Genomic DNA, 20,269 nt, shown 5'->3' with positions numbered 1-20,269 from the left:
AAATGAGGTGAATCTTAAGAAAATTTTAGTTTAATGGAACAACTCTTAATACCTCTTCTAAAGTGGTAAGCCCTTCAATGACTTTATGTGCTCCCGCAATTCTCAAAGGCTCTACACTTTCTTTTTTGGTTTGGCTTCGTAGTTCATTTAATGTCGCATGGCTGCTAATAAGATGCTTAAGCTCAAGACTAACTGGCATAAACTCATAAATACCAACTCGACCTTTATAGCCCGTATGTCGGCATTGTTCACACCCTACTGCTTGATAAACTTTTTCGGGCATTTCCATAATATAGTCAAATGTTAGGTGCTGCCATTCTTCCTCATTTATATGAGTTTCTTGTTTACAGTGTGGGCAAAGTCGTCGCACTAAACGCTGAGCCAATACCCCTAAAATAGTCGCTGCTGTTAAAAAAGGTTGCACACCCAAATCATGTAAACGGGTCAAACTAGACGGCGCATCATTGGTATGTAAAGTTGATAAAACCAAATGACCTGTAAGTGCTGCCTGAATGGCCATATTTGCAGTATCTTGGTCACGAATTTCCCCAATCATAATAATGTCTGGGTCTTGACGCATCAGGGCACGCACACCATCAGCAAAGCCCAGATCAATTGTATTATTGACCTGCATTTGGTTAAAACTAGGCTCTAGCATTTCAATCGGGTCTTCAATGGTACAGACATTGACCTGCTCGGTTGCAAGCTGCTTTAAAGAAGAATATAGCGTTGTGGTTTTACCAGAACCTGTTGGACCAGTAACCAAAATAATGCCGTGACTATTTTGTGTTATGCGTTGCCACTGTTGTAATAAAGACTGATCAAAACCCAATTGCTGAAAAGAACGTACCAGTACATCTGGGTCAAAAATACGCATAACCAGTTTTTCACCAAACGCTGTTGGTAAGGTAGATAAACGGAGTTCGGTTTCTTGCCCTTTCGGTGTGCGTGTTTTTAACCGACCATCTTGCGGTTTACGTTTTTCCGCTACATTTAATCGCCCTAAAATTTTAATTCGGGAAATCACGGCAGTCAGTGTATTTGAGGGCATGTTATAAATGGTATGTAAAACACCATCAATACGGAACCGAACTTTGCCATTGTCTTTACGCGGTTCCATATGAATGTCACTGGCACTTTGTTCAAATGCAAACTGTAAAATCCAGTCAACCAATTTCACAATATGCTGATCATTGGCATCAGGATTCTGTGTATCGCCAAGCTGTAAAAGTGCTTCTACCCCTTTGTTATCACGGTCATGAGCAGCATCTTTCTGAGCTGAATTTACCGCACGGCTAACCTGATAATATTCTCGCAAATAACGTTGCAACTGTTCGGGATTAAGCAATACCCGTTCAATTTTCTTCGGTGCCAGGCTTCTTTCCAAATTGTTTAACCAATCTGTTTTAAAAGGCTGGTCTGTACCAATCACAATTCGGTCTGCATGGACTTCTACAGCTAAAATATGGTTTCGAATTGCAAACTCTTGTGACATGACTTGAGTTAAAGCGCTTACATCTGCTTTTAAAGGATCAATCACAAATAATGGTAATTGCGCTCGATCGGCAAACCATTGGCACAGACGGTTTAGACTTAAATGCGCTTGTACGTGCTGTTGGTCTTTTAAATTAAAATGTGCAATCCACTGTAATGGATGCCATTTCAATTGATCTTTTTGTCTATTTGTCGTTTGTACCAGTAATTTGTCCCGTTCAGTAATACGGCCTTCTTGTAATAATTGTTCTAGGCACCAATGTGCGTCTATTTCTACATGTGCATTCATGTGTTATCCCCAATATATTTTTATAATATAGCAGAGATGTTTTAGATTTAGCTGGTCTAGAAATCTTCAAATTTAGCTTTTAAATATCTTTTAACTTCAATTAATTAAACCAATTCTCAACTTAGATTTTTTTTGTGGCATAGATCATATTTATAAAGATATTTATTATGATAGTTTGATTAAAAAAGAGACTAGGCTCAATACAATAAAAAGCATAAACTGGACATGAATATATGATTTAAAAATGACTGACATCTACATATAACAATAAACCTAAGAGGAAGTATTATGAATCTTCCAATGACAATGTCATTACAAACTGCATCATTTGAAGAATTTATCACTATCATTGCTGCTGCATTGGGCTGCGGGTTATTAATTGGTCTGGAGCGCGAACGAAGTAAGTTAAAACACGAATATAAAACTTTCGCAGGTTTTCGATCTTTTGCAATTAGCTCCCTACTCGGAGCAATATGCTTTTTATTTGGTACTGAAATTGGGATTGTAGGTGCTCTACTTATAGGCGCGATCAGTATTGTCTCTCTTAAAAATCAGCCTAATGATCCTGGTGTCACCACAGAACTTGCCTTTATTATGACTTACTTCATCGGGGCGCTTTGTATTTGGAATATTTCACTGGCTGCAGGACTTGCCGTGATTATGACGATTATCTTATTGGCAAAACAATCTATGCATGGCATAGCCAGTCAATGGATTACCGAATCAGAATTGCGCGACGGGATTTTTTTACTGGCATTACTTTTAATTGCCTTACCCTTAGTTCCCAATAAACCATTTTGGGGGCCTGTTCTAAACCCTCATGTGATTTTAAAGTTACTGACGTTGATTTTATTTGTGCAAGCCCTCGCACATATTGCAAAGCGGCTTTTATCTTCTAAAAATGCTTTATTACTCTCTTCTTTAGCATCAGGTTTTGTTTCAAGTACCGCCACCATCGCAAGTCTGGGCTTAGAAGTACGCTCTGGTCGTGCAAATGCCAAGACAAATGCAGGTGCAGCATTAATGTCATGTGTTTCCACATTGGTACAAACCTTAATTATTGTCGTCGGTATAAGTTTGGCATGGTTCAAACTCATTATATTTCCAACACTCATTGCATTGGCTTTTTTAGCGGTATGGGCTTTCATTATATTACGCAAGGCAGAGCCAAGAAGTACGACTACACCCGAGCTAGATTCCAGAATGTTTAGCTTAAAAGAAGCAATTATTATTGCAGGGACACTTACCCTCATTCAGGCAGGCGTTTATGGTCTAAGTCTATATTTGGGAGATGCAGGCTTAATCGCAGGGACCTTACTCGCATCTTTGTTTGAAATACATGCAGCTATTGCAGCAGTAATTGTACAAGGAGAACCGAATAACGCTCATACCTCACTACTCATTGCTTTCATGAGCGGCTTCGCTGTTCATGCGATTGCTAAAAGCATTAACTCGGCTATTTCTGGTGGAATGCGTTATGCCCTTGCTTTTATTCCTGCCCAAATTTTGCATATGACAATATTTATTAGCTTGCTATGGATGAACCTACATTGGTTCTAAAACGGCTTTATTAGATAAGCGATTCATCTTTCACCATATCAACAACTGTAATGACATTGCCATTCACTTTAAAATGAATATCAAAATTCGAAAATTTCATTTTATAGACTCGTTCAGGGTCTTCTTGATAGGCAGGTCTAGGGTCTAACGTCAATACTTGTTCTAATTCATTAAGATATTGCGTATTAATTTTTTTATTCTTTAAAAGATACTGCTGGGTAGTGAGTGCACTTTGCGACCATATGACTGACTTTCGTTCTGGTTCAGCCTGCGCATAACCACTTTGAGCATCAACAATGGCATCTGAATATTGAATATAAGGTTTAATATCTAAAATTGGCGTGCCATTTAATAAATCACTGCCTGTAACGTACACTCTTAATGACTTACCGACTTTTTCAATCTTTTTTAAACGTACTACAGATAAACCCACAGGCGCTGGACGATACATACTGCGTGTTGCAAACACACCAATTTTTTCATTGCCCCCTAAACGTGGCGGACGAACCTGAGGCCGAAACTTAGTTGCAGTCTCCTGATTTTTATTGTCATGAAACTGCCAAATGAGCCAAAGATGACTAAATTGCTCAATTCCCTCAAAAGCCAACAAGTCGTTATAAGGTTCTACCATCTCGATATAAGATTCGATATTAACCAAATTAGGCTGACGTGGAATACCAAATTTTTCTCGAAAAGGTGAGCACATGTGCCCGACTATTGGGAGGGTGACAGAATTCATCATCACTTTTTCTTATAAACACAATTAAATATATTCAGTTTATCGGGAATGAAATTAGATTAGAATAGCAATCTGTTTTCTTTTAATCGTGATCGAGACCTTTAATGGCTGCTTTTAACGTTGAACGCATTACTCATGTGCACCACTGGAATGACACCCTTTTCAGTTTTAAAACTACACGCGACACTAGCTTACGTTTTAAAAATGGTCAGTTCGTGATGATCGGACTTGAAGTGAATGGCAAACCGTTAATGCGTGCATATTCGATTGCAAGTGCAAACTACGAAGAAGAGTTAGAGTTCTTCTCGATTAAAGTACCAGATGGTCCTTTAACTTCAATTTTGCAAAAAGTACAAGTTGGTGACGAAATTTTAGTTTCTAAAAAACCAACAGGTACTTTAGTTCATGATGATCTTTTACCAGGTAAAAACTTGTACCTTTTATCTTCTGGTACTGGTCTTGCTCCATTCTTGTCAATTATTCGTGACCCAGAAACTTACGAACGCTTTGAAAAAGTAATTGTTGTTCATGGTACACGCTATATTTCTGAATTAGCTTATCAAGACTTAATCTTGAACGAATTACCAAACCATGAATTCTTTGAAGAGTTAGGTATTAAAGACAAACTTGTTTATTACCCTACTGTTACTCGTGAACCTTTCCACACACAAGGCCGTGTAACAACTGCAATTGAAACAGGCGCTTTATTTGAAAAAATCGGTTTACCACGTTTCAACCGTGAAACTGACCGTGCAATGCTTTGCGGTAGCCCTGCATTCTTAAAAGACGTTGCTGCGTTACTTGACCAACATGGTTTAGTTGAATCACCTCGTATGGGTGAAATGGGCGACTATGTGATCGAACGTGCGTTCGTAGAAAAATAAGATTTTTCTAAATAAAAAAACCGAGGTAAAGTCCTCGGTTTTTTTATAGCTCTTTTTATAAGGTGATGCTGCCATCAATACAGGTAACAGCTGTTCCACCCACTAAAATTTTATCTTGATGCAATTCAAGCTTAAGTTGTCCATTGCGCCCTAAAGCGCGACCTTGTGAAGAAAGCACAAGGTCATTTTGTGCTGGCAAAATACCATAGTAACGAATAAAAGACGCTACACTCCCATTACCACTACCACAAACTGGATCTTCATTTACACCACAGGAAGGTGCAAATGAACGGACCTCTATATGCTTTTCTATATCATCATTTTCATAAAAACCGAAAACTGTCGCACCCGTAACTTTCATTTCTAAATCATGTTCTTTTAGAGCAGCAAAGTCGGGTTGGCTATCTAAAACAGCCTTAGCATTTACAGCTTGTAATACAACCCAACGCGCACCTACATCTATCAATGCTGCATTCCATTGTGTATTAATTTTACATTTTAAAATTTCTGCCAATTTTTCAGTATGCATTGCATCGAGTGGAGTAATTTTAGGCTTAGGGAGTTCAAATGAAATATGCTTTGAATCACTTACAGTCAAAGTCACTAAACCTGCACCGCATTGCTGTACTAGCTTACCTTCTTTAGCAGTCACTATACCCGCTTCAAGCAAAGCATAGGCGGTACCAATTGTGGGATGTCCTGCAAATGGCAACTCACTTTGTGGAGTAAAAATTCGAACCTGATAGTCAGCTTGTGAATCGGTCGCAGGAAGTACAAATGTGGTTTCAGAAAGATTGGTCCAGTTCGCAATGGCTTGCATCTGCTCAGACGTTAAAGTACTGGCATCCATAATGACCGCAACAGGGTTTCCTTTAAATGCTTGTGAAGTAAAAACATCAACTTGTTTAAATGCAACAACAGACATAGACCACTCCTACTGATTTTATAATTAAAAAAATATGGCTTTAAATGCTCACCATTTTTTGATCTTACTAATTTATTTTTGATGTTCACAGTATCAGTTAATATGAAAAATAATAGACACAGTTCTTAAAAATAAATCCTGCTTAAAAGGATCAATCTAAGCGAATAACAATATTTGAGATAAATACCAGATCACTATAAAGTGTATCCATTACTTTTACTTTTTAATAAATTGACATGTACAAATATAAAAAAGTGAGTGATGACCTCACCCTTCGAATCCAGAATGGTAGGCAGCCTGTAGGTTCTAGGCTGCCTTCAATTCGTGACTGTGCGCAACATTATCAGGTCAGTATTAACACCGTAAAAGAAGCTTATCGTCAGCTTGAAGACCAAGGTTTAATTTCAGTTCGCCCACAGTCTGGCTACTATGTTTGTCATGCGCCTTCAAACTTACTAGAACTCGAAGAGCGTTATGTCAGTGAAGAAAAAGTATCTCTTTCAGGAATTAGCTGTTTTCTCGCACAAATTGTTAAAAAACAGATGGAGCCTGACTATGCCAATTTAGCTCTAGCTTGCCCTACTGGAGAAAACTTCTATCCAATAGAAAGATTAAAACGTTTAACTGCTCAAGTTTTACGGACACAGGCAGACATTTTTAAAAACTATACTTTGCCGCCTGGTTCGTTACGATTACGTACTCAAATTGCTAGGCGAAGCTTACAGCTTGGCATGTTTCTGTCCGCAGATGACATTGTGCTGACTCATGGCACTATGGAGGCTTTAAGTCTCGCAATTATGGCAACCACCCAAGCAGGTGACAGCATAGCGCTTGAGATTCCTACTTTTCATAACCTGTACCCGCTTCTTCATAATTTAGGCCGAAAAATCGTAGAAGTGCCGACTTCGCCGCATACAGGGATGTGTCTAGATGCACTTGAAAAACTCTTAAAATCAAAAAGTGAAAAAGCCATATTAACTATTCCGACAGGACATAATCCTCTTGGTTTTAGCATGCCTGAAAGCAACCGCCGGCGTTTAGCAGAGCTCGCTAATCAGTTCCAAATTCCGGTTATTGAAGATGCAATGTATGCTGAACTACAACTCACCGAGCCTCTCCTACCCAACATTAAGGCATTTGACCAAAATGGATGGGTCTTGGTCTGTGGTAGCTATACCAAAACTGTGGCACCTGACTATCGAATTGGTTGGCTAGAAGCTGGACGCTTTCGTAATATTGTGCAGCAAATTAAATTAACAACAACCGTTGCCGAACCGGCTTTGCTCACGGAAACTTTAGGACTTTTCTTAGAGAATGGGGGTTATGACCTGCATTTACGGCAGCTCAAAAAACGTTATCAACAACAAATTGACACCATCAAATCTTATATTTGTCGTTATTTTCCACTCGGTACCCGAGTCAGCCGCCCGCAAGCAGGATTTATTTTATGGTTAGAGCTACCCGAATCTATTGATACATTAGAACTATTTCATCAAGCAATGGATGAAAAGATCTTATGTATGCCAGGAATTTTATGTTCGGCTGATAAACGTTTTAGTCATTGTTTACGTATAGCAGCCTGTTTCGAATTAAATCCGAAAATGTTAAATGCTTTGATGCGCTTAGGAGAGTTAGCAAAAAATATGCTACCCGCGCAAAATGATATAACTCAAATTCCTACTAATTCAGTAGGTTGAATCAAAAATGCGGAGTTAATAAAATAAAACCATATATTTTTTATGCCTTTTATTTTATGAAAACCGAACTTCTCTCTCCCGCAGGTTCTCTTAAAAACATGCGCTATGCATTTGCTTATGGTGCAGATGCAGTATACGCAGGCCAACCTCGTTACAGCTTACGTGTACGTAATAATACTTTTGATCATGACAACTTAAAAATTGGTATTGATGAAGCCCACGCTTTGGGTAAGAAGTTTTATGTTGTGGTAAATATTCAGCCACATAACAGCAAATTAAAAAACTTTATACGCGATCTTGAGCCAATTGTGGCTATGCAGCCAGATGCTCTGATTATGTCTGATCCCGGCTTAATTATGATGGTACGTGAGCATTTCCCAGAAGTGCAAATTCATCTATCGGTTCAAGCCAACGCTATTAACTGGGCTACTGTTAAATTTTGGAAAGACTACGGCCTAAGCCGTGTGATTTTATCGCGTGAGTTATCTTTAGAAGAAATAGAAGAAATCCAGCAACACGTACCAGATATTGAACTCGAAGTTTTTGTACATGGCGCACTATGCATGGCTTACTCAGGCCGCTGTTTACTTTCTGGATATATGAACAAGCGTGATGCCAATCAAGGTGCTTGTACCAATGCTTGCCGTTGGGACTATAAACTGCATGAAGCCCAAGAAGATGCAAACGGCGATGTAATTCCAACCACTCAGCTAAATACACCAGAAAAATCTTGCTGCTCATCAGCACAATCAGAAACAACCTCGGTTCAAACTTTACTCGTACAACGTAATGATGAAGAAATGTTTGCTGCCGAAGAAGATGAACACGGCACCTATTTTATGAACTCCAAAGATTTACGTGCGGTACAACATGTAGATCGTTTAACAAAAATGGGCATCGCCTCACTCAAGATTGAAGGCCGTACTAAATCCTATTTTTACTGTGCCCGTACTGCTCAAATTTATCGAAAAGCCATTGATGATGCTTTAGCAGGTAAACCCTTTGACCCAAGTTTAATGGCCCAACTCGAAGGTTTGGCAAACCGCGGTTACACTGAAGGCTTTTTAAGACGGCATGTGCATAGCGAATATCAAAACTATGCTGACGGATCATCACACTTTGACTATCAACAATTTTGTGGTGAAGTTTTAGAACGTCACGGCGGTTATATTCGCATTGAGGTGAAAAACCGTTTTGTGGTTGGCGACTCACTTGAGCTGATGACGCCTCAAGGCAATATCAGCTTTACCTTAACCGAAATGCGCGATTTAAAGGGCAACCCAATTACAGATGCTAAAGGTTCGGGACATTTTGTTGAGATTCCACTTTCACAAGATGTTGATATTAGTTATGCCCTACTCATACGCAATTTGCCGCAAGCGAAAGAAAGTATTACTGCCTCTACATTGGCTTATTCAGTGAGTTAAACATGGCCCTTTTGATTACGAATGACTGCATTAATTGTGATATGTGTTTACCCGAATGCCCCAATACAGCTATTTTTGAAGGAAGCAAAGTTTATGAAATTGATTCATCTCGTTGTACCGAGTGTGTAGGCTTTTACGATGCGCCAACATGTAAAGCGGTTTGCCCAATCGATTGTATAGAACCAGACCCTGCGCATATTGAAAGCAAAGAACAATTATTAGAGAAATTTAAAGGTCTGAATTTAATCGGCTCATTCTCTTCTTAAAACCCTTTAGAGGAACAAGTTAAAATCACTGATCCTCTTAAATGACCATGCAGATCAATGATTGAATAAACGAATAAATAGCTGAGACCACTTTGCTAGTGATAAAATCAATTTATCAGTTCAGTTTGATTTACTGGTAATTTTTTACCAAAAAAATTAAACAATCGTTAAAACTGGTCAAACTATATCAACATTTCATGTAGATTGATTAAAACTCATTCTGGCGCAGCTCCCCATGTCTTATCTTTATTTAGCAATTGCGATTGCTTGTGAAGTCATTGCAACTTCAGCTTTAAAAGCATCTCAAGGTTTTACTGTTCCCATTCCGTCTATTATTACGGTTGTGGGCTATGCAATTGCTTTTTATTTACTGTCTCTAACATTAAAAACAATTCCGATCGGGATTGCCTATGCCATTTGGTCGGGTGCAGGTATTATTTTAATTTCTGCAATTGGCTGGATATTTTACAAACAACATTTAGACTTGGCTGCCTGCATTGGTTTAGCTTTAATGATCACGGGTATTGTGATTATTAATGTATTTTCTAAAAATACTCATCTATAAAATATAATTAAAAAGCAACCGAGTATGATGAGAATGTTAAAAAAGTTTCACCATACTCGGTATCAACAGCTTATTTTAAACTACCCGTCAAAAATTGCTTTAAACGTTCACTTTTCGGGTTGTTAAGTACTTCATCAGGATGTCCCTGTTCCTCAATTTTCCCTTGATGCAAGAAAATCACCTGATTAGACACATGACGTGCAAAGCCCATTTCATGTGTGACCACAATCATGGTACGACCTTCTTCAGCCAAGCCTTGCATTACTTTTAGTACTTCACCTACCAACTCTGGATCAAGTGCGCTGGTTGGTTCATCAAACAACATCACTTCCGGTTCCATAGCCAAAGCACGAGCAATTGCTACACGTTGCTGCTGACCACCAGATAAAAATGCCGGATATTTACTCTCAACACTTTCAGGCAATCCAACTTTACGTAGATACTTGCGTGCACACTCTTCTGCTTCAGCACGTTTTACTCCAAGTACATGGATTGGCCCTTCAATGACATTTTCTAGCACTGTCATGTGAGAACATAAATTAAAGTGTTGAAACACCATCATCAGCTGGGTACGCATTTTTTGTAGCTGCTTTGGGTCAACTACTTTTAAATTGCCTTTTTTATCAAAGACTGTGCGTAGTTTTTCACCATTGAGCTTAATCGTGCCATTGCTCGGTTGTTCTAAAAAGTTGATACAACGCAGCAAGGTACTTTTACCTGAACCAGATGAACCAATAATACTAATTACATCACCAGCATTTGCATCAAGTGATATTCCTTTAAGTACTTCATGATCGCCGAATGTCTTATGTAAATCACGAATCACTAGTTTTGCAACCTGTTCCATTTATGTCTCCTAATGATTCGATGGCTTTAAAAATGCCAACCAACGTTTTTCCAACTTACGAAATATCCAAATCAAAATAAAAGCCAGCACTGCATATAACACCGCAGCAATGCCAAAAGCACTGAAAGTGTCATAGGTTGCAGCATTCACATCACGCGCAATTTTTAAAATGTCGGGAACTGTTGCGGTAAATGCAATGGTTGTCGCGTGCAACATCAAAATGACTTCATTGCCATAAAACGGTAAAGCACGGCGTAACATCGACGGAATGATAATACGTGTGTAGAGTTTCCATTTTGACATACCGAAAGCTTGAGCAGCTTCAATCTCACCATGTGGAATAGAACGAATCGCTCCAGCGAAGATTTCAGTGGTATATGCACCAGTATTGAGCGCGAATGCCAAAATGGTGCAATTTATGCCCTCTCGAAAGAATGCATCGAGAGTTTGATGTTCATGGACATAATCAAAGCTATAAATACCCGAGTAAATAATCAACAGTTGGATGTACAGTGGTGTGCCACGGAAAACATAGGTAAACAACCAAACTGGACCACGCAACCAGTTATTTTCTGATACTCGTGCAAGTGATAAAGGCACAGCAAGCACGAACCCAATACCAATAGAAAGTACTAATAACCAGGCAGTCATCGCAACACCGGTCATTTGTAGGCCATCAGTCCAAAGGTATGCTTTCCAATATTGTTGAAGGATTTCAATCATAATTGCCCCTTCCTCACACCAGCAGAATAATGACGTTCAAGCCACATTAAGATCAGGTTCGACACGGTAGTAATGACCAAATAAATAGCGGCAGCCACGATGCTGAAAAAGAACAGTTGCATGGTACTTCTACCTGCATCTTGCGTAATTTTTACAATGTCAGTCAGGCCAATAATGGAAACCAGCGCGGTCGCCTTAATCAAAACTTGCCAGTTGTTACCAATGCCGGGCAATGCAAAACGCATCATTTGAGGGAATAATACACGGTGAAAAACCTGCCACGGCGTCATCCCATAGGCCATTGCTGCTTCAATTTGTCCCCTCGGAACCGATTGAAATGCACCACGAAAGGTCTCGGTAAAATATGCACCATAAATGAACGCTAATGTAATCACACCAGCCACAAATGGGTTGATATCAATCTGGTCCATTTGCAGTGCTTCAGTAATTTGGTTTAAACCCAACTGCAAGCTATAAAATAACAGCAGCATAATCACTAAGTCAGGCACACTACGGATGAGTGTGGTATAGGCGGTCGCAATATAACGTAAAGCTTTAATATTAGAGAGTTTTGAACTCGCACCAATTAAGCCAATAATGACAGAAAGCAAGAGTGATAACAGCGCAAGCTGTATGGTCATCCATGTTCCGCTGAGAAGGAGTGGCCCATAGCCAGAAAAAGACATGACTCATCTTCTCCTTAAAAACAATATCTAATATTGATGAGATGAGAATAGATTTAAAAATGTCGGCACTTAGCCGACATTTTTCACATCATTAGTAAATGCTAAAAGAGAAGTATTTTTTCTCGAGTTTCTTGTATGTGCCATCCGCAATAATTGCAGCGAGTGCCTTGTCAATATTCGCTTTCAAGTCTGCATCTTCTTTACGTAAACCGATAGCCGCACCTACCCCCAATGTTTTGACATCCACCACATTGCCGCCAGCAAAAGAGAAGTTTTTACCTTTCGGTTGTTTTAAGAAAGCGCCATCAACCATAATTGCATCTTGTAAAGTTGCATCCAAACGACCAGACATCATGTCTTGGTAAATCAAATCTTGAGTTGGATAAGGAACAACACTCACACCTTTTGGAGCCCAATAGGTTTTAGCATATGTTTCTTGAATAGTGCCCTGCTGTACACCGACACGCTTACCTTTTAATGAAGTAGGTGTTGGTAACAACGGCGAACCTTTTTTTGCAACCATACGCGTTGGCGTGTTATAGATTTTGCTACTAAATAAAATTTGTTTCGCACGTTCATCAGTAACGGTCATTGATGAAAGAATGCCATCAAATTTTTTCGCTTTAAGTGCGGGAATCATCCCGTCAAAAGAGTTTTCAACCCAAACACATTTGGCTTTGAGTTTTGCACAAATTGCATTACCCAAATCAACATCAAAACCAGTTAACTTGCCATCTGGTGTTTTATATTCAAACGGCGCATAAGACGACTCAGTACCAAAACGAATCACCTTCCAATCCTTTGCTTGAACATTCGTTGCAACAGCAGCCAAAACTAAGGTTGTTGAAACGAACATTTTTTTCATAAAGCTTGCCATCTTGAAGCTTCTCCTTAAAATCCTAATAAGGTGATAAAAACTTGAGCAATTTCTAAATTACTCTTCTGCCGAAATAATTGCAATTTCTATACCAGTAAATTAAGGATTTATGAAGATGTCTAAGCAATGAGCTGTATTGACGGTTTGAATGTTGAAAAATCAATCAAATTTTAAGATTAAGTTTTGAGTGTATAAGCTTCAGCAATATTGTGCTGCTCGACCAAAGTACGAATTGTATATTCATGACCAGTTTCTTTATCACAGGCAAATTCACATTTCTGGTCGAAAGGTAAAGCCGTACCGCCAAGTAATGGACAACCTGCAAAAAGTTCAGCGACCCAATCTACAAACACTTTTACTTTGAGCGATAAATGACGATTTTGAAGATAAACTGCTGAAATCGGCATCGGCGCTGGCGTCCACTGAGGCAATACTTCTTTTAACAAACCCGATTCTAAATGGTTGGTGAGCATATAACGTGGGCCTTGAATTATACCGAACCCCTGCAAAGCTAAGTCGATGTAAGCATCACCGTCATTTACAGAAACACGTCCACGTACTGATACACTTTTAATTAAATCATCAACGACAAAATCCCAATCGAAGTTGCGTCCGGTACGGCTTGAAAAGAAGTGAATCGCTTTATGGTTTTTTTGCAAATCTTCAATTGAGGTAGGTTCGCCATATTTTTCTAAATAAATCGGTGAAGCAGCAGTTGCACACTGGAAAGTTCCGATACGACGCGCAATTAAGCTTGAATCTTTTAATTCACCGACCCGAATTGCACAATCAACTGCTTCTCCAACCAAGTCTACAGGTCGGTCATTTAGACCAATCACTAAATCAATATCAGGATAGCGCGCATGAAAATCGCGTAGTCTTGGAATTAAAATTAAACGGCCAATCGATACAGGCACATCAATACGAAGCTGACCTCTTGGCCCCCGCTCTGCATCATGAAAAGAAGATTCAATATCGGAAACATCCGCTAAAATACGGGCTGTCCGATCATAATATACCGCGCCATCTGGTGTGAGACTAATTTTTCGTGTTGTTCGATTCAGCAAACGAACTTGTAAATGCTTCTCTAAAGCCTGAATGGTTGTAGTCACAGAAGCACGCGGTAAACCCAAACTATCAGCTGCTAAACTGAAACTATTTGTTTCAACCACTTTGTTGAATACTCTCATGGCATGAAATAGATCCACACGCACACTCCTATTAATGCATTTCTTTATTCAAATACATCAATTGTTATAAAAATACGAATAGTGTTATCAAATTTAATATATTTATTCGTGATTGACAAACTTTTATGCTCCGTCCATTCCATAAACCCTGTTTCTCCCATACGGACCATAACTAAAAGTCTGAAAACAGGTATCCAAATAACTAGGAGCACCTCATGTCATTTTCCCGCAAACAGTTTGCACTGTCTGCCATCTTTGTCGCCATTTTGGCTACAGGGGGCAGTTTTATGTTTTTACATGAAAATGCCGATGCAAAAGCTGCACCGACCAGTGCCCAACAAGCTGCTACTGTTGATGTAGCCCCTGTAGTAAGCAAAACCATTACCGATTGGCAAGAATATTCCGGTCGTTTAGAAGCAATTGATCAAGTTGATATTCGACCTCAAGTTTCAGGAAAACTTATTGCCGTACATTTCAAAGATGGCAGTCTTGTTAGAAAAGGCGATTTACTATTTACCATTGACCCACGTCCTTTTGAAGCAGAACTGAATCGTGCAAAAGCCCAGCTTGCTTCAGCTGAAGCACAGGTAACATATACCGCAAGCAATCTTTCACGTATTCAACGTCTCATTCAGAGTAATGCTGTTTCTCGCCAAGAGTTAGATTTGGCAGAAAATGATGCACGCTCAGCCAATGCCAACCTACAAGCCGCTAGAGCTGCAGTTCAATCTGCCCGCTTAAATCTAGAATATACCCGTATTACTGCACCAGTCAGCGGCCGGATTTCACGAGCTGAAGTGACCGTGGGCAATGTCGTCTCTGCAGGTAACGGTGCACAGGTCTTAACAAGTTTAGTGTCTGTATCCCGTCTTTATGCATCTTTCGATGTGGATGAACAAACTTACCTCAAGTACATCAGTAATCAGCGTAACTCAGCACAAGTTCCTGTCTATATGGGACTTGCCAATGAAACAGGCTTTACTCGCGAAGGTACGATCAACTCAATCGACAATAACCTGAATACAACCTCAGGTACGATTCGTGTTCGCGCAACTTTTGACAATCCAAACGGTGTTTTATTACCGGGTCTATATGCACGAATCCGTTTAGGTGGAGGCCAACCTCGCCCAGCGATTTTGATTAGTCCAACCGCGGTTGGTGTCGACCAAGATAAACGCTTTGTTGTAGTCGTTGATGCGAAAAATCAAACTGCTTACCGCGAAGTAAAACTCGGCACACAACAAGATGGCTTGCAAATCGTAAATAGCGGATTACAAGCGGGTGACCGTATTGTAGTGAATGGTTTACAGCGAATTCGTCCGGGTGACCCTGTTACACCGCATCTCGTGCCTATGCCAAATTCACAAATCACTGCTAGCACTACTCCTACTCAACCTCAGCCAACAGATAAAACATCAACTCCGGCAAAAGGTTAATCACATATGAATATTTCTAAATTTTTTATTGATCGGCCGATCTTTGCTGGTGTGTTATCAGTACTGATTTTACTCGCCGGTCTCCTTTCGGTATTTCAGTTACCGATTTCTGAATATCCCGAGGTTGTTCCGCCATCTGTGGTGGTACGTGCTCAATATCCGGGTGCAAACCCAAAAGTGATCGCTGAAACAGTTGCTTCTCCGCTCGAAGAATCAATCAACGGTGTCGAAGACATGCTGTATATGCAATCTCAAGCAAACAGCGACGGCAATTTAACCATTACGGTGAACTTTAAGCTCGGTATCGATCCAGACAAAGCACAACAACTGGTTCAAAACCGTGTGTCTCAGGCCATGCCCCGTTTACCTGAAGATGTACAGCGCTTAGGTGTCACGACTTTAAAAAGCTCACCTACTTTAACCATGGTAGTGCATCTGACCTCACCAGATAATCGCTATGACATGACTTACTTGCGTAACTACGCGGTGCTCAACGTAAAAGACCGTTTGGCACGTTTACAAGGTGTAGGTGAAGTCGGATTATTTGGTTCCGGTGACTACGCGATGCGCGTATGGCTTGACCCACAAAAAGTGGCACAGCGTAACCTCACAGCCACTGAAATTGTGAATGCCATTCGTGAACAAAACATTCAGGTTGCAGCAGGTACAATCGGTGCATCACCAAGTAATTCCCCTTTACAACTTTCAGTCAATGCTCAAGGTCGTTTAACTACTGAGCAAGAATTTGCAGATATTATTTTAAAAACTGCCCCTGATGGCGCGGTTACCCGATTGGGTGATGTTGCTCGTGTTGAACTTGCAGCCTCTCAATACGGCTTACGTTCATTACTTGATAATAAACAAGCAGTCGCGATTCCAATTTTCCAAGCTCCGGGTGCGAATGCTTTACAAGTTTCGGATCAAGTACGTAGCACGATGAAGGAACTTTCAAAAGATTTCCCATCTTCAATTAAATACGACATTGTTTATGACCCGACTCAATTCGTACGGGCCAGTATTAAAGCAGTCGTTCATACCCTACTTGAAGCAATTGCACTGGTTGTTGTGGTTGTTATTTTATTTTTACAAACATGGCGCGCCTCAATCATTCCATTGCTTGCCGTACCGGTTTCAATTATTGGTACATTCGCGCTCATGCTCGCTTTTGGTTACTCCATCAATGCGCTTTCACTGTTCGGAATGGTACTTGCTATCGGTATTGTGGTCGATGACGCGATTGTGGTCGTCGAAAACGTCGAGAGGAATATTGAAGCTGGCTTAAATCCAAGGGAAGCGACTTACCGTGCCATGCGAGAAGTGAGCGGACCGATTATTGCGATTGCATTAACACTTGTAGCCGTGTTCGTTCCACTTGCCTTTATGACAGGCTTAACTGGACAATTCTATAAACAATTTGCCATGACCATTGCCATTTCAACAGTCATTTCGGCATTTAACTCACTTACCCTCTCTCCAGCTCTGGCAGCAATGTTACTTAAAGGACATGATGCTAAACCTGATGCCTTAACACGTATTATGAATCGTGTATTTGGACGTTTCTTTGCACTGTTTAACCGTGTGTTTTCACGTGCTTCAGACCGTTATAGTCAAGGTGTCAGCCGTGTTATTTCCCATAAAGCTTCGGCAATGGGTGTCTATGCAGCACTTCTAGGTTTAACCGTTGGTATTTCCTATATTGTTCCAGGTGGTTTCGTTCCTGCGCAGGACAAACAATATTTGATTAGCTTTGCGCAGCTACCAAACGGCGCATCATTAGATCGTACCGAAGCAGTCATTCGTAAAATGAGTGATACTGCACTTAAACAACCTGGCGTGGAAAGTGCGGTTGCCTTTCCCGGCCTATCAATTAACGGTTTCACTAATAGCTCGAGTGCCGGTATTGTCTTTGTGACCTTAAAACCATTTGATGAACGTAAGGCTAAAGACTTATCTGCAAATGCTATTGCAGGTGCACTCAACCAGAAATATTCAGCTATTCAAGATGCCTATATCGCAGTTTTCCCACCACCACCAGTGATGGGCTTAGGTACTATGGGTGGCTTTAAACTGCAACTTGAAGACCGAGGTGCCTTAGGCTATTCAGCCTTGAATGATGCTGCACAAAACTTTATGAAAGCAGCACAATCAGCCCCCGAACTTGGCCCAATGTTCTCAAGTTATCAAATTAACGTACCTCAACTCAACGTAGATCTGGACCGTGTAAAAGCTAAACAGCAAGGCGTTGCTGTGACAGATGTTTTCAACACTATGCAGATTTATTTGGGTTCTCAGTACGTTAACGACTTTAACCGCTTTGGACGTGTTTATCAGGTTCGTGCACAAGCTGATGCGCCTTTCCGTGCTAACCCTGAAGATATTTTGCAACTTAAAACCCGTAATAGTGCCGGCCAAATGGTGCCATTATCTTCATTGGTAAATGTCACTCAAACCTATGGTCCTGAAATGGTCGTTCGTTATAACGGTTACACATCAGCAGATATTAACGGCGGACCTGCACCGGGCTATTCATCTAGCCAAGCTGAAGCTGCGGTTGAACGTATTGCTGCACAAACTCTGCCGCGTGGTATCAAGTTTGAATGGACAGATTTAACTTATCAAAAAATCTTGGCCGGTAATGCAGGACTTTGGGTATTCCCAATTAGCGTATTACTCGTGTTCTTGGTTTTAGCTGCTCAGTATGAAAGCTTAACCCTACCATTAGCAGTTATCTTAATTGTACCGATGGGAATCTTAGCGGCTCTGACAGGTGTCTGGCTGACTGCTGGAGATAACAACATCTTTACCCAAATCGGTCTAATGGTACTGGTCGGGCTAGCCTGTAAAAATGCCATTTTGATTGTCGAATTTGCGCGGGAACTTGAAATGCAAGGTGCGACTGCCTTTAAAGCAGCCATTGAAGCAAGTCGTCTACGTTTACGCCCAATTTTAATGACCTCTATTGCATTTATTATGGGTGTCGTACCACTGGTGACTTCAACTGGCGCAGGTTCTGAAATGCGACATGCGATGGGTGTTGCCGTATTCTTCGGCATGATCGGTGTAACATTCTTTGGTTTATTCCTCACCCCGGCCTTTTACGTTCTGATTCGTACCCTCAACAGCAAACATAAACTACATTCTGCGGCAGTTCATGAAGCGCCGTTAGCTAGCCCACACGATCATTAAGGAGGGCATTTGGTGATTACATCAAAACAAAACTGGTTGTTGTCCTCACTCATGGGAAGCCTGCTCCTTGCAGGCTGCTCATTAGCTCCAGAGTATCAACCTGCAAAAGTTATAGTGCCAGTCAAATTCAAAGAATCTGATCCAAAAATTGAAGATAATAACTGGAAGATTGCCCAACCTGCCGATCAACAAACTCGTGGTGAATGGTGGAGCATTTACAATGATGCTCAACTGAATGAACTTGAACAGCAAGCTATCGCAGGCAATCAGAACCTTAAAGCGGTGGCAGCCAATATTCAGGCTTCACGTGCACTACGTTCGGCAGCTCAAGCTGAGCGCTTACCAAGTATTGATGCCGGATTTGGGCCAACCCGCCAAAAGCCGTCTCCGGCTTCACTCGGTTTAGATGACAATGCACATACTTCGGCTCACACCTTATGGCGCGCTCAAGCCAATGTTTCATATGAGCTCGATTTATTTGGTCGTGTAGCAAGTAGTGTCAATGCAGCAACAGCAGATCTACAGCAACAAGAGGCTCTATATCAGTCGGCACTTTTAGCTCTACAAGCAGATGTTGCTCAAGGCTATTTTCTGATACGTCAACTTGATACCGAGCAAGCAATTTATAACCGAACAATCAAATTACTAGGTGAAACACGAGATTTAATGCAGCTTCGTTTTAAAAACGGACTGGTCAGTGAATTAGATGTTTCTCGTGCACAAACCGAACTTGCTACCGCACAAACCACTGCCCTAAATATTGCTCGTAACAGAGCCAGTGCAGAACATGCGCTTGCAGTCTTATTAGGAAAACCACCAGCGGACTTTAACTTGCCAGTTCAACCTTTAACTGCAAATAGTATCCGTCTCCCTGCTGGTTTGCCATCAACTTTACTTGAAAGACGACCCGACATTGCGGCTGCAGAGCGTGCAATGGCAGCAGATAATGCACGTATTGGAATTGCTCGTGCAGCATTTTTCCCAAAACTCAGTCTTACAGGAGCTTTAGGTTATGAATCTTCAAGTTTAAGCGAGTTGGGTAAATGGTCGAGTCGGACTTTTTTACTAGGACCTGTCGCCGGTACTATTTTGTCTTTACCTTTATTTGATGGTGGACAACTTAAAGCAGGCGTTGCTCAAGCACGAGCAGCTTATGAAGAAAGCGTTGCCAACTATAGACAAACTGTACTAAACGCATTTCGCGAAGTTGAAAATGGTTTATCTGATCAAAGAATTCTCGATCAGCAAATTCAAGCTCAAAACCAAGCACTCTCCTCTTCTCGTCATGCCAATCAACTTTCTCATTTACGTTATCGAGAAGGTGCGATTAGCTATCTTGATGTCATTGATTCTGACCGTACTATTTTGCAACAAGAACAATTAGCAGCTCAGCTGAAAGGTAGCCAAATCATTGCAAGCATCAATTTAATCCGTGCTTTAGGGGGCGGTTGGAGTAGTTAATAAAAAAAGCGCCTTAC

17 protein-coding genes are annotated in these 20,269 nt (G+C 40.7%); 9 read left to right on the top strand and 8 right to left on the bottom strand.

The features are described from left to right. Window positions 1-25: 25 nt before the first annotated feature. On the bottom strand, window positions 26-1,783 hold the full coding sequence (tfpB, locus tag J576_RS01785) for a type IV pilus assembly ATPase TfpB (RefSeq protein WP_002049296.1): 1,758 nt from the start codon (window positions 1,781-1,783) through the stop codon (window positions 26-28). A gap of 288 nt (window positions 1,784-2,071) precedes the next feature. Here tfpB and J576_RS01780 point away from each other — a divergent pair, with 288 nt between their 5' ends. Continuing rightward, window positions 2,072-3,343, top strand: a complete 1,272-nt coding sequence (locus J576_RS01780; RefSeq protein ID WP_002049080.1) for an MgtC/SapB family protein — start codon at window positions 2,072-2,074, stop codon at window positions 3,341-3,343. Between the two features lie 10 nt (window positions 3,344-3,353). Here J576_RS01780 and tsaA read toward each other — a convergent pair whose 3' ends face one another. Then, complete coding sequence (gene tsaA / locus J576_RS01775; RefSeq protein WP_081400906.1) at window positions 3,354-4,082, bottom strand: tRNA (N6-threonylcarbamoyladenosine(37)-N6)-methyltransferase TrmO; 729 nt, start codon at window positions 4,080-4,082, stop codon at window positions 3,354-3,356. 104 nt (window positions 4,083-4,186) lie between these two features. On the opposite strand from tsaA, the gene J576_RS01770 reads away from it, so the two are divergent. Beyond that, window positions 4,187-4,966, top strand: a complete 780-nt coding sequence (locus J576_RS01770; RefSeq protein ID WP_002049093.1) for a ferredoxin--NADP reductase — start codon at window positions 4,187-4,189, stop codon at window positions 4,964-4,966. Between the two features lie 55 nt (window positions 4,967-5,021). Here J576_RS01770 and J576_RS01765 read toward each other — a convergent pair whose 3' ends face one another. Beyond that, window positions 5,022-5,891: a PhzF family phenazine biosynthesis protein gene (locus tag J576_RS01765; protein ID WP_002049316.1), complete on the bottom strand. Its 870-nt coding sequence runs from the start codon at window positions 5,889-5,891 to the stop codon at window positions 5,022-5,024. A gap of 230 nt (window positions 5,892-6,121) precedes the next feature. Between J576_RS01765 and J576_RS01760 the strand changes: the two genes are divergently transcribed. From J576_RS01760 to abeS, 4 genes are all read left to right on the top strand, one after another. Then, window positions 6,122-7,588 (top strand): aminotransferase-like domain-containing protein, encoded by a 1,467-nt coding sequence (locus J576_RS01760; RefSeq protein ID WP_081404056.1) that lies wholly within the window; start codon window positions 6,122-6,124, stop codon window positions 7,586-7,588. A gap of 56 nt (window positions 7,589-7,644) precedes the next feature. Next, window positions 7,645-9,015, top strand: coding sequence for a prephenate-dependent tRNA uridine(34) hydroxylase TrhP (gene trhP / locus J576_RS01755; protein ID WP_025467741.1), 1,371 nt, complete (start codon window positions 7,645-7,647; stop codon window positions 9,013-9,015). A 2-nt stretch (window positions 9,016-9,017) separates the two neighbouring features. Next, a complete protein-coding gene (locus J576_RS01750) occupies window positions 9,018-9,281 on the top strand; it encodes a YfhL family 4Fe-4S dicluster ferredoxin (RefSeq protein WP_002049324.1) in 264 nt (87 codons plus the stop codon). 235 nt (window positions 9,282-9,516) lie between these two features. Next, window positions 9,517-9,846, top strand: coding sequence for a multidrug efflux SMR transporter AbeS (gene abeS, locus J576_RS01745; RefSeq protein ID WP_002049209.1), 330 nt, complete (start codon window positions 9,517-9,519; stop codon window positions 9,844-9,846). A 70-nt stretch (window positions 9,847-9,916) separates the two neighbouring features. Here abeS and J576_RS01740 read toward each other — a convergent pair whose 3' ends face one another. The 5 genes from J576_RS01740 to adeL all read right to left on the bottom strand — a co-directional run bounded on the left by J576_RS01740 (window position 9,917) and on the right by adeL (window position 14,187). Then, the gene (locus J576_RS01740) at window positions 9,917-10,693 is read right to left on the bottom strand and encodes an ABC transporter ATP-binding protein (RefSeq protein WP_002049337.1); all 777 of its coding nucleotides are present in this window, start codon (window positions 10,691-10,693) and stop codon (window positions 9,917-9,919) included. A 9-nt stretch (window positions 10,694-10,702) separates the two neighbouring features. Then, window positions 10,703-11,416, bottom strand: coding sequence for an ABC transporter permease (locus J576_RS01735; protein WP_002049239.1), 714 nt, complete (start codon window positions 11,414-11,416; stop codon window positions 10,703-10,705). Beyond that, window positions 11,413-12,102, bottom strand: coding sequence for an ABC transporter permease (locus J576_RS01730; protein WP_000010370.1), 690 nt, complete (start codon window positions 12,100-12,102; stop codon window positions 11,413-11,415). Before J576_RS01730 ends, J576_RS01735 begins: the two co-directional genes overlap by 4 nt. Before the next feature lie 91 nt (window positions 12,103-12,193). Next, complete coding sequence (locus tag J576_RS01725; RefSeq protein WP_002049251.1) at window positions 12,194-12,979, bottom strand: ABC transporter substrate-binding protein; 786 nt, start codon at window positions 12,977-12,979, stop codon at window positions 12,194-12,196. A gap of 176 nt (window positions 12,980-13,155) precedes the next feature. Next, a complete protein-coding gene (adeL, locus tag J576_RS01720; protein ID WP_002049092.1) occupies window positions 13,156-14,187 on the bottom strand; it encodes a multidrug efflux transcriptional repressor AdeL in 1,032 nt (343 codons plus the stop codon). A 197-nt stretch (window positions 14,188-14,384) separates the two neighbouring features. Between adeL and adeF the strand changes: the two genes are divergently transcribed. The 3 genes from adeF to adeH are packed head-to-tail and all read left to right on the top strand — an operon-like array spanning window position 14,385 to window position 20,252. Continuing rightward, a complete protein-coding gene (gene adeF / locus J576_RS01715) occupies window positions 14,385-15,605 on the top strand; it encodes a multidrug efflux RND transporter periplasmic adaptor subunit AdeF (RefSeq protein ID WP_033855468.1) in 1,221 nt (406 codons plus the stop codon). A gap of 6 nt (window positions 15,606-15,611) precedes the next feature. Continuing rightward, window positions 15,612-18,791, top strand: a complete 3,180-nt coding sequence (gene adeG, locus J576_RS01710; protein WP_002049365.1) for a multidrug efflux RND transporter permease subunit AdeG — start codon at window positions 15,612-15,614, stop codon at window positions 18,789-18,791. A 12-nt stretch (window positions 18,792-18,803) separates the two neighbouring features. Continuing rightward, a complete protein-coding gene (gene adeH / locus J576_RS01705) occupies window positions 18,804-20,252 on the top strand; it encodes a multidrug efflux RND transporter outer membrane subunit AdeH (protein WP_025467740.1) in 1,449 nt (482 codons plus the stop codon). Window positions 20,253-20,269: the final 17 nt, after the last annotated feature.

Source organism: Acinetobacter sp. 766875 (assembly GCF_000582055.1).
Classification (GTDB): Bacteria; Pseudomonadota; Gammaproteobacteria; order Pseudomonadales; family Moraxellaceae; genus Acinetobacter; species Acinetobacter nosocomialis.
The sequence above is the reverse complement of the archived record's forward strand: the minus strand, read 5'-3'. Positions and strand labels throughout refer to the sequence as shown.

Bases quoted from the DNA above. Each gene is read 5' to 3' on its own strand.
- tfpB (WP_002049296.1), bottom strand. From the start codon at position 1,783: ATGAATGCACATGTAGAAATAGACGCACATTGGTGCCTAGAACAATTA.
- J576_RS01780 (WP_002049080.1), top strand. From the start codon at position 2,072: ATGAATCTTCCAATGACAATGTCATTACAAACTGCATCATTTGAAGAA.
- tsaA (WP_081400906.1), bottom strand. From the start codon at position 4,082: ATGAATTCTGTCACCCTCCCAATAGTCGGGCACATGTGCTCACCTTTT.
- J576_RS01770 (WP_002049093.1), top strand. From the start codon at position 4,187: ATGGCTGCTTTTAACGTTGAACGCATTACTCATGTGCACCACTGGAAT.
- J576_RS01765 (WP_002049316.1), bottom strand. From the start codon at position 5,891: ATGTCTGTTGTTGCATTTAAACAAGTTGATGTTTTTACTTCACAAGCA.
- trhP (WP_025467741.1), top strand. From the start codon at position 7,645: ATGAAAACCGAACTTCTCTCTCCCGCAGGTTCTCTTAAAAACATGCGC.
- J576_RS01750 (WP_002049324.1), top strand. From the start codon at position 9,018: ATGGCCCTTTTGATTACGAATGACTGCATTAATTGTGATATGTGTTTA.
- abeS (WP_002049209.1), top strand. From the start codon at position 9,517: ATGTCTTATCTTTATTTAGCAATTGCGATTGCTTGTGAAGTCATTGCA.
- J576_RS01740 (WP_002049337.1), bottom strand. From the start codon at position 10,693: ATGGAACAGGTTGCAAAACTAGTGATTCGTGATTTACATAAGACATTC.
- J576_RS01735 (WP_002049239.1), bottom strand. From the start codon at position 11,416: ATGATTGAAATCCTTCAACAATATTGGAAAGCATACCTTTGGACTGAT.
- J576_RS01730 (WP_000010370.1), bottom strand. From the start codon at position 12,102: ATGTCTTTTTCTGGCTATGGGCCACTCCTTCTCAGCGGAACATGGATG.
- J576_RS01725 (WP_002049251.1), bottom strand. From the start codon at position 12,979: ATGGCAAGCTTTATGAAAAAAATGTTCGTTTCAACAACCTTAGTTTTG.
- adeF (WP_033855468.1), top strand. From the start codon at position 14,385: ATGTCATTTTCCCGCAAACAGTTTGCACTGTCTGCCATCTTTGTCGCC.
- adeG (WP_002049365.1), top strand. From the start codon at position 15,612: ATGAATATTTCTAAATTTTTTATTGATCGGCCGATCTTTGCTGGTGTG.